The organism is Pokkaliibacter sp. CJK22405 (genome assembly GCF_046614695.1).
Taxonomy (GTDB): Bacteria; Pseudomonadota; Gammaproteobacteria; order Pseudomonadales; family Balneatricaceae; genus Pokkaliibacter.
Genome location: NZ_JBKKHQ010000027.1, coordinates 1 through 13036, shown reverse-complemented (window position 1 = coordinate 13036; position 13036 = coordinate 1). Strand labels below are relative to the sequence as shown.

The window sequence follows — 13036 nt, the reverse complement described above, 5'->3', positions numbered from 1 at the left end:
GGCACTCTACTGGCTGGCAACACAACTGACAAGCTCCACCAAAACAACAAACCCGGCCTAAGCCGGGTTTGCATTGAGGTAAGACCTAATCTTCCAAGAGGATTCGCAGCATCCGGCGAAGCGGCTCTGCGGCCCCCCACAACAACTGGTCACCCACGGTAAAGGCTCCCAGATACTGTGGACCCATATTCAACTTGCGAATACGACCAACCGGTACTGTCAGTGTTCCAGTCACTGCAGTGGGGGTTAAATCAGTGATAGTGACATCACGGTGATTAGGCACCACTTTTACCCAGTCGTTATGAGCAGCAAGCATTCCTTCAATCTCATCGACAGGAATATCCTGCTTGAGCTTGATGGTCAGTGCCTGGCTGTGACAACGCATAGCACCGATGCGCACGCAAATACCATCAACAGGGATCGGTGCACCCGAGAGGCCAAGAATCTTGTTCGTTTCAGCCTGAGCCTTCCATTCCTCACGCGACTGACCATTCTCCAGTTCTTTATCAATCCATGGAATTAAGCTACCTGCCAGAGGAACACCAAAGTTATCTGTGGGGAAGCTGTCAGAGCGCATCAGCTCAGCGACTTTACGGTCGATATCAAGAATAGCGCTGGAAGGAGTGTCCAGTTCAGCGGCAACACCCTGACGCAGAGTACCCATCTGGTTCAGCAGTTCACGCATGTTCTGCGCGCCTGCACCAGAAGCCGCCTGATAGGTCATCGCGGTCATCCACTCAACGTGTCCACGTTCAAAAAGACCACCCAAGCCCATCAACATCAGACTAACGGTACAGTTACCACCGACGTAAGTTTTAACACCGTCCACCAAACCTTGTTTGATAACAGACTGGTTAACCGGGTCCAGTACGATGATGGCATCTTTGTCCATGCGCAGACTGGAAGCCGCATCAATCCAGTAGCCATTCCAGCCCGCCTGACGCAGACGTGGGTAAACATCATTGGTGTAGTCACCGCCCTGACAGGTAATGACAACGTCCAGCGTCTTCAGATCATCAATGGAATAGGCATCTTTCAGGGTGGGAATGTCTTTTCCAATAGCAGGTCCGGTCTTACCCACCTGAGAGGTGGTGAAGAAAATGGGATCGATATGATCGAAATCACGCTCTTCCAGCATTCGCTGCATAAGGACGGAGCCAACCATGCCCCGCCAACCAACCAGACCTACACGCATCATGGACATTTTCGTTCTCACAGAATACGGGGCGACAAATGCGCCCCTTTCGTTCTCTATTAGTAGTATTTAGCTTGCTTGCAGTGCCGCGATGACAGCATCACCCATTGCTGACGTGCTCACTTTCTGCATGCCTTCTGACCAGATATCTGCTGTACGCAGCTGCTGATCCAGAACCTTGCTGACCGCTTGTTCAATAGCATCGGCAGCCTCACCTTCCTTAAAGGTGTAACGCAACATCATGGCAGCTGAAAGGATGGTTGCCAAGGGGTTGGCAATCCCCTGTCCGGCGATATCAGGCGCTGAACCATGACAGGGTTCGTACATGCCCTTGCCATTGATATCCAGGGAGGCGCTTGGCAGCATGCCGATGGAACCCGTTAGCATTGCCGCTTCATCCGAAAGGATGTCACCGAACATGTTGCCGGTCACCAGCACGTCAAACTGTTTGGGTGCACGTACCAGCTGCATGGCGGCGTTATCGACGTACATGTGGCTCAGTTCAACGTCAGGATATTCCTTCGCTACTTCTTCCATGACATCGCGCCACAACACAGTCACTTCCAGCACGTTGGATTTATCAATGGAGCAAACTTTACGGTTACGCTGGCGCGCCAGATCAAAGGCAACATGGGCGATACGGCGAATCTCAGACTCGGAATACACATAAGTGTTAAAGCCTTCGCGCTCACCATTTTCCAGTGTGCGAATGCCCCGTGGCTGACCAAAATAGATGCCGCCGGTCAGTTCGCGCACAATTAAGATATCCAGACCGCTGACAATTTCAGGCTTCAGTGAAGAAGCATCGGCCAGCTGCGGGTAAAGAATCGCCGGGCGCAGGTTAGCAAAGAGTTTAAGGTTGGAACGAATACCCAGTAGGCCACGTTCAGGGCGATTGGCCGTCTCAATCTTGTCCCACTTAGGACCACCGACGGCACCCAGCAGCACCGCATCAGCAGCTTTAGCTTTGGTCAGTGTTTCCTCTGGCATGGGTACGCCTGTGGCGTCCACTGCCGCGCCACCCAGCAGCGCTTCGTCAAGCTCAAGCGCCAGATCAAACTTGCTGTCGACCACTTTCAGGACTTTAACAGCCTCATTGATGATTTCAGGACCAATGCCATCACCTGGCAGGACAAGAATTTTCTTGGTCATCATCGAATCCTTTTCGTGGGCCATAGCCCGTAGAGTTCATTAAACACACGTACACCGCACCACTCTCGCAGAATGGTGCGGTGTTTCTTCAGACGTTTAAAGCTGCAAGCTTAGCTGAAAAGCCAGGGCGCCTGCGCTTTACGTTTTTCTTCATAGGCATGGATGGCCGCATCCTGCTGCAATGACAGGCCGATTTCATCCAGACCATTCAGCAAGCAGTGGCGACGAAACGCATCCACTTCAAAGGCAAACTCACCGCCATCGGGCTTGCGCACAACTTGTGCAGCAAGATCAATTTCCAGCTGATAGCCTTCGTTGGCCTCGACTGCTTTGAACAACTCTTCCACCTGTTCAGCGCTTAAGCTGATAGGCAACAGGCCATTTTTAAAGCAGTTATTGTAGAAAATATCGGCAAAGGATGGCGCGATGACCGCACGAAAACCATAGTCATCCAACGCCCACGGCGCATGCTCACGGCTTGAGCCACAGCCAAAGTTCTCACGCGCCAGCAAAATGGTGCTCTGTTTATAGCGAGGCTGGTTGAGCATAAAGCTTTCATTCAATGGACGCGCGGAGCAATCCTGATCAGGCTGACCTTCATCCATGTAACGCAGTTCATCAAACAGGTTTTTGCCAAAGCCAGTACGCTTGATGGACTTCAAAAACTGTTTAGGAATGATCATGTCGGTATCGACGTTGGCACGATCAAGCGGCGCCACAATACCTTGATGCTGAGTAAATGCTTTCATCGGGGCGCTCCTTAGTTCCACTCACGGATATCAACAAAGTGACCGGCAATGGCTGCGGCCGCCGCCATGGCAGGGCTCACCAGGTGAGTACGGCCACCAAAGCCCTGACGTCCTTCGAAGTTACGGTTAGAGGTAGAAGCACAATGCTCACCCACCCCCAGCTTGTCGGCATTCATCGCCAGACACATGGAGCAGCCTGGCTCACGCCATTCAAGGCCCGCTTCAACGAAAATCTTATCCAGCCCTTCGGCTTCCGCCTGCTGTTTCACCAAACCAGAACCCGGAACAACCATTGCCTGCTTGAGCGTCGCAGCGACTTTTTTGCCTTTGACGACTTCAGCGGCTTCGCGCAAATCTTCGATACGGGAGTTAGTGCAAGAGCCGATAAAGACGCGATCGAGCTGAATATCCTGAACGCGCTGACCACCCTGCAGGCCCATGTATTTAAGCGCACGCTCGATGGCCATACGTTTGATGCCATCGCTCTCTTCTTCAGGCTTGGGCGCAATACCGAACACATCGGTAACCATTTCCGGTGAAGTACCCCAGGTAACCTGCGGATGGATGTCCGCTGCCTGAAGCTCAATCACTTTGTCAAAGCTTGCGCCTTCATCGGAGTGAAGCGTGTTCCAGTAAGTCACGGCTTTTTCCCAGTTATCCCCCTGAGGCGCAAAGGGACGGCCTTTAACGTAATCAATCGTGGTTTGATCCACTGCCACCATACCGGCACGGGCACCCGCTTCGATCGCCATATTACAGATGGTCATACGACCTTCCATGCTCAGATGACGAATAGCCTCACCCGCAAATTCAACAGCGTAACCAGTACCGCCTGCAGTACCGATTTTACCGATGACATAAAGGACGAGGTCTTTCGCCGTCACGCCCTTGGCAAGCTTGCCGTCAATACGGATCAGCATGCTTTTCATCTTCTTGGCCACCAGACACTGAGTCGCCAGCACGTGCTCAACTTCAGAGGTGCCGATACCGTGCGCCAGTGCGCCGAAAGCACCATGGGTAGAGGTATGAGAGTCACCGCACACTACGGTCATACCGGGCAGCGTCGCGCCCTGCTCAGGGCCAACGACGTGCACGATACCCTGACGGATATCACCCATCGCAAACTCCTGAATACCAAACTCTTCACAGTTAGCATCCAGCGTTTGCACCTGCGTTTTCGACACAGGGTCTGCGATACCATCAATGCCGCGAGCACGCTCATCAACCGTAGTGGGAACATTATGATCAGGAGTGGCCAGGTTATTCGCCAGACGCCAGGGCTTACGGCCCGCAAGTCGCAGACCTTCAAACGCTTGCGGAGAAGTGACTTCATGCAGTAAATGTCGATCGATATAGATCAACGCGCTGCCATCTTCGTTCTGATGCACCAAATGGGCATCCCACAATTTGTCGTACAAGGTCTTGGCGGTCATTACACACCTCAGTCCACACATCACGGTGAATGTATCTAGTTATGTTGCTCATGCTATTAGTCGAGCTAGAATAAAACAAATTCATAATTTTTATTTTAGGAATTCCCATGGGGAATACATTTGACACTCAGGTTTTACACGCCTTCATTGCAGTGGCTGAAAGCCGCTCCTTTTCGCAAGCCGCTGAGCGACTCTTTTTAACTCAGCCAGCCATCTCTAAACGTATCGCAGGATTAGAAGAGCAGCTGGGCAAGCGACTCTTTGACAGGGTCGGCCGACAAATCCAGTTAACTGAAGCAGGCAAATTGCTACTTGCACGCAGCTATTTACTCTTCGACATGATGGAAGACACCCGTCGCGCGCTTGACAACCTTGATGGTGAAATTGCTGGCACGCTGACCTTCGCAACCAGTCATCACATAGGCCTTCATCGACTTCCGCCGGTATTGGAAACCTTTGCTCACCAATATCCTAACGTGCGACTGGACATCCGCTTTGGCGAATCCGAAAAGGCCTATGAGGGAGTGCTAAAAGGCGAGTTTGAGCTGGCTATCATCACCCTTGCACCCGACCCAGACCCACGCCTTGAAAGCATCTCTATCTGGGATGACGAGCTTCGCTTTGTGTGCAGCCAACATCACCCACTGGCACAAGCAGAGGCTCTGACACTTCAGCAGCTCGCTGAATATGAAGCCATTCTTCCGGATCAGCGCACTTTTACCCGACAGCGACTGGAAGAACTTTTAAAAGAACATGAGCTACGCTTAAAGCTTGGGATGACGACCAACAACCTCGATACCATTCGAATGCTGGTGCAAATTGGACAAGGCTGGAGCCTTCTTCCCTCTAAACTGAGCGAAGGTTTGTGCCTTCTCCCTCTGTTGGATAAACCCATTGATCGACCGCTGGGTTACATACGACATCGTGAGCGCACTTTGTCCAATGCGGCAGAAGCCTTTATGCAAACGCTTCGAGACCATACAAATGAAACAACAGCAGAGTAGTTCTGTTGCTGTTCATTGACTCACACCCGGCTCAACAACCTGATTTTCTGCTGAGACAGATCAAGACCGTAACAGCCTTGGCCGGTTTAGGACTTGTCGAGTTTCGTTGTGCAGCGCAAAATGATTTCAGTAGTGCCAATCTTAATCAAAGGAGGAGACCATGGAAGCCAACCCTTTTTTTGGCCTGGACAAGTGGATTGAAGCGCAGCAGGAGTATTGGCAAAAGCTCGCCGAGAACACGACGTCAGCGGGATACCAAACCCCGCCATGGCAAGGGTTTATGGATAACTGGAAGACCTTTGCCGGACAGACTTTTAACGGTCAGTCACGAGACGCCTTCCAGGATATGAGCAAACAAACAGAATGGTTCACCTCCATAGGCGAAGAAATGCTGAAGAGCTGGCAGAACTTCCAGCCTCAGATGGGCTCCGAAACCCTTCTAAAACAGTTCAGCAGCCTGATGCAAAAGCAGGTCATCGACAACCTGCTTAAAGAGTATGCCTTACCAGAGCAATTCACCGCCCTGTTCAAAACTCACAGCTTTCAGGATGACCTGCTTTTCGATAACGCGTTCATGACAGGCCTGAAAAGCCAGCTAGACATGCCTAGCGTCGGCTCAAATCGCGAGTTTCAGGAAAAGATACAGCATGGCTCAAGGCTCTGGCTGGACTTTCAGGAATCGTTCACTCGCTATGCAGAGCTTTATGGCTCCATCAACGCTGATACCACTAAATTAATGCTGGAAAAGCTCGACCAGGAAGAGGTCGAAGTCACCTCGCTTGGCGAACTTCACGATCTCTGGGTAGATTGCTATGAGCAGTGTTATCAGAAGCTGGTATTCACTGATGATTATCGTCACGCACATGGGCGCCTGAGCAATGCTTTTATGGCGATTCGTAAATACAACATCGACATGCGCGATATGCAGCTTAAAACTCTGGGCATGCCAACACGCCTGGAAATGAATACAGCACTCAAGCGACAGCATGATGCACGCAAAGAATTACGTACCGTTCACCGGCACCTGTCCGCAATGCAGGAAGAAATCAGCGAACTGCGAAAACAGGTGAAGGATCAGGCAGCTCTGCTTGAAAAACAAGCCAAGCCAGCCAATTCTGAAGCTGCCACCAAAAGTACCAGCTCCAGCACAGCCTCATCACGCAAGACAACATCCGCAACCCCTAAAAGCAGCTCAGGCAGCACACGACGCCGAACCACCAAATCCACTTCAGGGACGACACCTAAAGCCTAAGGGAGAGGACTGCGATGAAAGGTTTGAAACTCGATCCACAAAAGATCGCTCAGGAACTTGCAGACTATAATGCCAACCTGGTCAAGAGCTTCCAGACGCTACATCAAATCAGTGACATTGAAGTTGGCCCAACCCCTAAAGAGGTGGTTTACGAAGAAGACAAGCTGACCCTGTATCGCTACAGCAGCGGCAAACCCAAGATCAAAACCCCATTGCTGATCTGCTATGCGTTAGTCAATCGATACTACATGGTGGATTTACAGCATGACCGCTCCCTGATAAGCGGACTCCTAAAGCTGGGACTCGACGTCTATATCATCGACTGGGGCTATCCGGATCCTGCAGATCGTTATCTGGATCTGGATGACTACGTTCATGGCTACATCAATAACTGCGTCGATAGGATCTGCGAAATCAGCAAAGCCTCAAGCATCAACCTGCTGGGTATTTGTCAGGGTGGAACCTTAAGCCTGTGCTATAGCAGCCTCTATCCTAACAAGGTCAAAAATCTGATCACCATGGTGACGCCCGTCGATTTCCATACACCCGAGAACCTACTCTCCCATCTGGCACGGGAAGTCGATACCGACTTGGCTGTCGATACCTATGGCAACATTCCTGGCACAGTACTGAATGACGCCTACAACTCCTTGATGCCAATGCGCCTCGGCATTCAGAAAAATCTTGGCATGCCTGCCAATCTCGAAACGCCGGAAAAGGCGATCAACTTCCTGCGGATGGAAAAATGGATTTACGATAGCCCTGATCAGGCTGGTGAAGCTTTCCGTCAGTTCATTAAGCAGTTCTTCCAGCAAAATCTTCTGGTGAAGGGCGAAGCGAAGATTGGCGACAGCACAGTAAATCTGAATAGCATTAAAAGCCCTGTCCTTAACATGTATGCCACCCATGACCACTTAGTCCCACCTTCAGCTTCTACACCCTTAAAGCAGCACGTTGGCAGCAAGGACTATGAAGAGTTTGCCTTTAAGGCGGGTCATATCGGCATATTTGTTAGTAGTCGCGCACAAAAAGAAATTCCGGAAAAGATCTCCAGCTGGCTTGCCTCAAGGGACTAAACAACCCTAAGCCTGCAACGAAAAAAGCCCCGCCATGCGGGGCTTTCTATATTCAATACCTAGAGCCAATAGAGCGAACTACTCTTCTTCAGGCTGTGACACATCCGCTTTGGGATCAGCGCCTTTCTTATTACGATCAAAGCCGTGAGTGAACATCTGCCACATGGCCATGTTCTGATCCGCAATCCTATTCATGACAGTTAATGGATTCGCCGCACTCATCATGCTCTCCATTTGTTCACGGATACGCTCCTGATGCTCAAGGAAAGCACCAACACTGTGCTCGAGATACTGAGCCATCAGTCCTTGCATTGAATCACCATAAAAGCGAATCAACTGCTGTAAAACCTGATTGGTCAGCAAAGCGCTCCCACCCTGCCCCTCCTGCTCACTGATAATTTGCAGTAGGATATTTCTTGTGAGATCTACGCCCGTCTTGGAATCTTCTACCTTGAATGCCTCGTTATCGAGGACTAACTGCTTGACGTCTTCCAGAGTGATATAACAGCTACGCGAGGTGTCATAGAGACGTCGATTGGTATATTTCCTGAGAATTCTCATACCACTCCCGACCAGATCAAGGGTGAACCTTCTGCAGGATGAATCATCAATCCAACAGGGCAATATCACTACTCTAATGCATGATGACTAAGGCCGCCATCATCGTAGAGCTCCATAACCCGGAAATAAGCAGTCAACTCTTATAACAAACTTGTATAACAATTGAACACTCTCGGGCATTTACAGACTGGATACATAGATTAGACCTTAGTATAATTCCTTTTAAATAAAACACTCATCCACGGAAACAGGATTCACCATGAATAACGTTGCCACCTACTCAGCAGTAGAAGAAGACGATAGCGAGAGCGTTTGCATCCTCTCCAATAACTAATGAAAATGCCTGAAGCCATGCACTTTATGTGCTAGAGCCATCAGAGAATAAAAAATAAAGCGACTCAAGAGTCGCTTTATTTTTTATAGGCTTTACCCACACATCACCAAGAGCCGATCTTGATGCATCAAGGTCTATATCAATGCAAAGTAACGCCTACAGGCTTAACCTGAGTGCGAAGCAAATCAAAATCGTGCCGAAGCTCGTTCAGCGGCTTCAATCCAAAATCAAGCGGTTCCGGTGGTAAGCCATACCAGTTTAATGTTGAAACCCGCGTCATCATATCAAACTCACCGATGAAGGCGTCCAGATAATACATAACAGCCTCAACGCGATTATCCTCATCAAGCCCGCTGAACTCTTTGATAAACAGACTGAGGAACAAACCATCAGCGGACTGACTGATATGAAACCAGATGTCCTCAAGCTTCAGCTCTTCTTCACTGGTTTCAATCGACGTTGGAATATCAGACAAACGATCGTGAAAAGCGCGAACCTTGAGATTTCCCAATACCGGCGCAGCCTGAACAAGGCTCATCACGCTGGAAATGGATTCTGCATATCCGTCACAACCAATTACCATCTCCATGGAGTCTTCCGGTATAGCATGTGTCATATGCAAAGTAAGGTTAGAGTCAATCTGCTTAAGCAGACGCTCATAACCATAAAGAATATCGTCTACATGCACGTGAACAGCGCCTGAGCGATTAATCACCCAGTCAATCGTGGTTTCGACCTGGCTCCAGAAAGCCTTGATGAGATAGGTAGTAACGGCAGCGTCGGACATTTATGACGGGACCTACAAAGCTAAGTTCACAAACAGAAGAAGGCCGCACTAGGCGGCCCTCTTGATCAAGCTGATCTCGAGGCGAGATTAGCCTTGGCTAGCCATTTGCTGCTTGATCAGGTCACCGATAGTGGTAGGACCAGTTCCTTCAGCAGGCTCTTGGTTGCGAACATTCTGCAGTGCTGCGCGCTCTTCTGCCTGCTCCAGAGCTTTGGTAGACAGAGAGATAACACGCTGCTTGCGATCAACATTAACAACCATAGCTTCAACGCTGTCACCAACGTTCATGCCAGCAGTATCAGACTTCAGAACACCATCAACACCGTCAGCCAGAGTGATCAGCGCTTCTTTATCGCTAACAACTTCTTTAACCTGACCAGTTACTTTGGTGTTTTTGGGGTTAGCTGCAGCATACTCAGAGAAGAAGTCGCTATCCAGCTGCTTGATACCCAGAGAGATACGCTCTTTCTCAGGATCTACTGCCAGGATAACTGCTTCAACTTCGTCGCCTTTCTTGAACTGACGCAGCAGAGCTTCGTTATCAGCATCCCAGGACAGATCAGATACGTGAACCAGACCATCAAGATCCCACTCCAGACCAACGAACACGCCGAAGTCAGTGATAGTCTTGATTTTGCCCTGAACCTTGTCACCAGCTTTATAGGTGCTGGAGAAGGTTACCCATGGGTTTTCCTGGCACTGTTTCAGACCCAGAGAAATACGACGACGCGCGGTGTCGATATCCAGGATCATCACTTCAACATCATCACCTACCTGAACGACTTTGGAAGGATGGATGTTTTTGTTGGTCCAGGACATTTCTGAAACGTGAACCAGACCTTCGATACCTTCTTCCAGTGCAGCAAAGCAGCCGTAGTCAGTCAGATTGGTAACAACAGCCTTAACGCGAGCACCTGATGGGTAACGAGATTCGATATCATCCCAAGGATCGTTGCTCAGCTGTTTCAGACCCAAGGACAGACGGCCGGACTCGCGATCAAACTTGATGATCTTAACAGTCAGCTCGTCACCAGGAGTCAGCATCTCGCTTGGGTGGCTGATACGCTTCCACGCCATATCGGTGATGTGCAACAGACCATCAACACCGCCCAGATCGATAAACGCACCGTAGTTGGTGAGATTTTTAACGATACCGTTAACAACCTGACCTTCCTGCAGAGTAGCCAGCAGCTCTTCACGCTGAGCACTGTTAGCCGCTTCCAGAACTGCACGACGGGAAACAACGATGTTGTTACGCTTGGCATCCAGCTTGATCAGTTTGAACTCAAGCTCTTTGCCTTCCAGGTAGTCAACGTCACGAACTGGACGAACATCTACCAGAGAACCAGGCAGGAAGCCTTGGATGTTCATGATGTTAACAGTGAAACCACCCTTAACCTTACCGCTGATAACACCTTTAACGGTCTCATCTTCTTCAAAAGCTTTTTCCAGAACGGACCATGCTTCAGCACGCTTAGCTTTTTCACGGGACAGGCGGGTTTCACCAAAGCCGTTTTCGACAGCTTCCAGAGCAACCTTGATAGTATCGCCAACAGCAACTTCAAGCTCACCTTTCTCGTTGATGAACTGGCTGCGTGGGATGATGGACTCAGACTTGAGGCCAGCGTTTACGGTTACCCAGTCACTATCGATTGCAATGATCTCACCTTCAACAAGTGAGCCAGGCTGCATCTCAAGTTCTTTTAAGGAAGCTTCAAAGAGTTCGGCAAAAGATTCAGTCATGTTAGATTCCGAATTGAGATCACAAAGTGATCAGATTCACCTGCTGGCCAGCATCAACAGGGGTAGTTTCTTTTATGGTCCGGGTAGATGCGCTGGCTCAAATATCCATCCCGGGACAAGTGGGCCAAAATTGTACAGGAATTCTATTACGCAAACAAACCTGCACAGCATGAAAGACACTCACGAGATCACACACTTTCTATGAACAGCAGTCCGCTCTAAGTAAAAAACCATTCGGGAGATGTTACACACCCAAGCACCACCACCTGCACATTTGATCCTTTTTACCGTTAATAAGCTCAATTTCATTGAAAAAATCGAAAATTCATTCATAAACGACATAGCCAAATACAGATATATTGGCTACAATGACGCTCGTTTTTTTCACCCTTCTAAAGAAAATCACCTCGCTGCAGGCGGAGAGTTACACGTTGGATCTCGAAACCCAGATTGCCAAACTGCAGGCTCTTGAAGAAACCATGAGTCGCGAAAAGCAAGAACGTCTTGCTGAATTGAGCGCCGAAATTGAGGAAAACAATTCTCAATTAAAAGAAGAGCTAAAAGAGCAGGCTAAAAACAAACGCGATAAAGACAAGTCACGCCAGGAAAGCTACGAGCAGTTCCAAACAGAGCGCGAGCAGTCTTTCAAAGACAAGAAGGCAGCAAAAGCCGCCGAAAAGAAAGCACGCGAGCAGGCCAAACGCCAAGCCGCACTCAGCAAAATGACCAAATAAGTCATTAAATACTGGAAGAATCGCGACAACTATCTAGTTTGTCGCCATGAGAATATTGGCCACATAGTCATCAAGGTCTTTCTTGCAGGGAACCAATCCCCGCACCACATCAGACTGAAGTGCCGTGGCCATCTCACCCTTCCCCGTCTCCAGATACCGCTTAAGCTCAGCCATCTCCGCTGAATTATTAGCAATATAACTGGCAGCATCTCCGATACAGTACGCATACCTTGCTATACCTGTTCGCAACAGCTGATCCCGCCGATTTGGCGTAAGCAAGACTCCATACTGATCAACTACGCGAAGATACGCACGATAAGCCATCGCCGAGGATAAGTCCTGACGAGCAGAGGACATTCTCGATATTTCAGGAATAGAAACCAAAAACCCCTTCATGGAATCCTGAGTCACCCCAGCGGGAAGAATAGGAGCTTTGTAGAGATCCAACTGCGACCGCAGCTTCTCCGTCTCCTTAAGCAAGACCTTATTTTCACCCTGAAGACGCCCAACCTCCGCAACAAGCTGCGTATTTTGATTCTGCAGCTCATAAACCCTAGCCACATTAGATGGAGGCACAGGCAAGTCATCCGGCGAAATCTTAGGCTCGGAAGACCCGGACAGAAAAGAAGATGCACGACCGCTACTGGCCATTGGAATCACTTTATATCCAAAGCTTCCAAAATCAGCCACATTATCTTGGTAGAGATCCTGCCCCTTGAACAAGAAATACGAAACCGTACCAGCCACCACGCCCGCAACAAGCACAGACGCCACAACCAATCGCTTCATACAAACCCCTGACAACTACGTTTTTACACGCTGCCAGATTGATAACAGAGACTCAAGTAAGTTATGGCTTTTTACTGAATACAAGATCAGAAATCACCAGAGAAGGTAGAGAAAAAAGAGAAGGATATAGAGATAAGGAAAGGCAGTTCTTTTGGTGGAGCTAAGCGGGATCGAACCGCTGACCTCTTGCATGCCATGCAAGCGCTCTCCCAGCTGAGCTATAGCCC

12 protein-coding genes are annotated in these 13036 nt (G+C 49.5%); 4 read left to right on the top strand and 8 right to left on the bottom strand.

What is annotated here, in order from left to right; all coding sequences use genetic code 11:
* Positions 1–85 precede the first annotated feature (85 nt).
* The 4 genes from asd to leuC all read right to left on the bottom strand — a co-directional run bounded on the left by asd (position 86) and on the right by leuC (position 4529).
* On the bottom strand, positions 86–1198 hold the full coding sequence (gene asd / locus ACKC9G_RS17165) for an aspartate-semialdehyde dehydrogenase (protein WP_411407669.1): 1113 nt from the start codon (positions 1196–1198) through the stop codon (positions 86–88).
* Between the two features lie 66 nt (positions 1199–1264).
* Positions 1265–2347 (bottom strand): 3-isopropylmalate dehydrogenase, encoded by a 1083-nt coding sequence (gene leuB / locus ACKC9G_RS17160; protein WP_411407667.1) that lies wholly within the window; start codon positions 2345–2347, stop codon positions 1265–1267.
* 110 nt (positions 2348–2457) lie between these two features.
* Positions 2458–3096 carry a 3-isopropylmalate dehydratase small subunit gene (leuD, locus tag ACKC9G_RS17155; RefSeq protein ID WP_411407665.1) on the bottom strand — a complete coding sequence of 213 codons (639 nt, stop codon included), beginning with the start codon at positions 3094–3096 and terminating at the stop codon, positions 2458–2460.
* An 11-nt stretch (positions 3097–3107) separates the two neighbouring features.
* Positions 3108–4529, bottom strand: a complete 1422-nt coding sequence (gene leuC, locus ACKC9G_RS17150; RefSeq protein WP_411407663.1) for a 3-isopropylmalate dehydratase large subunit — start codon at positions 4527–4529, stop codon at positions 3108–3110.
* A 107-nt stretch (positions 4530–4636) separates the two neighbouring features.
* Between leuC and ACKC9G_RS17145 the strand changes: the two genes are divergently transcribed.
* The 3 genes from ACKC9G_RS17145 (at position 4637) to phaC (ending at position 7861) form a co-directional block, all read left to right on the top strand.
* Positions 4637–5533 carry a LysR family transcriptional regulator gene (locus ACKC9G_RS17145; RefSeq protein WP_411407661.1) on the top strand — a complete coding sequence of 299 codons (897 nt, stop codon included), beginning with the start codon at positions 4637–4639 and terminating at the stop codon, positions 5531–5533.
* 160 nt (positions 5534–5693) lie between these two features.
* Positions 5694–6785, top strand: a complete 1092-nt coding sequence (locus tag ACKC9G_RS17140; protein ID WP_411407659.1) for a poly(R)-hydroxyalkanoic acid synthase subunit PhaE — start codon at positions 5694–5696, stop codon at positions 6783–6785.
* Between the two features lie 14 nt (positions 6786–6799).
* Entirely contained in the window at positions 6800–7861 is a 1062-nt protein-coding gene (gene phaC, locus ACKC9G_RS17135) for a class III poly(R)-hydroxyalkanoic acid synthase subunit PhaC (RefSeq protein ID WP_411407657.1), read from the top strand.
* A 78-nt stretch (positions 7862–7939) separates the two neighbouring features.
* On the opposite strand, the gene phaR is transcribed toward phaC, so the two are convergent.
* The 3 genes from phaR to rpsA all read right to left on the bottom strand — a co-directional run bounded on the left by phaR (position 7940) and on the right by rpsA (position 11286).
* The gene (gene phaR / locus ACKC9G_RS17130; protein WP_411407655.1) at positions 7940–8422 is read right to left on the bottom strand and encodes a polyhydroxyalkanoate synthesis repressor PhaR; all 483 of its coding nucleotides are present in this window, start codon (positions 8420–8422) and stop codon (positions 7940–7942) included.
* A gap of 473 nt (positions 8423–8895) precedes the next feature.
* The gene (locus tag ACKC9G_RS17125; RefSeq protein ID WP_411407653.1) at positions 8896–9543 is read right to left on the bottom strand and encodes a hypothetical protein; all 648 of its coding nucleotides are present in this window, start codon (positions 9541–9543) and stop codon (positions 8896–8898) included.
* Between the two features lie 87 nt (positions 9544–9630).
* Positions 9631–11286 (bottom strand): 30S ribosomal protein S1, encoded by a 1656-nt coding sequence (gene rpsA / locus ACKC9G_RS17120; protein WP_411407651.1) that lies wholly within the window; start codon positions 11284–11286, stop codon positions 9631–9633.
* 368 nt (positions 11287–11654) lie between these two features.
* Here rpsA and ACKC9G_RS17115 point away from each other — a divergent pair, with 368 nt between their 5' ends.
* The gene (locus tag ACKC9G_RS17115; RefSeq protein WP_411407649.1) at positions 11655–12020 is read left to right on the top strand and encodes a hypothetical protein; all 366 of its coding nucleotides are present in this window, start codon (positions 11655–11657) and stop codon (positions 12018–12020) included.
* Positions 12021–12053: 33 nt separating this feature from the next.
* On the opposite strand, the gene ACKC9G_RS17110 is transcribed toward ACKC9G_RS17115, so the two are convergent.
* A complete protein-coding gene (locus ACKC9G_RS17110; protein ID WP_411407648.1) occupies positions 12054–12809 on the bottom strand; it encodes a hypothetical protein in 756 nt (251 codons plus the stop codon).
* Positions 12810–13036: the final 227 nt, after the last annotated feature.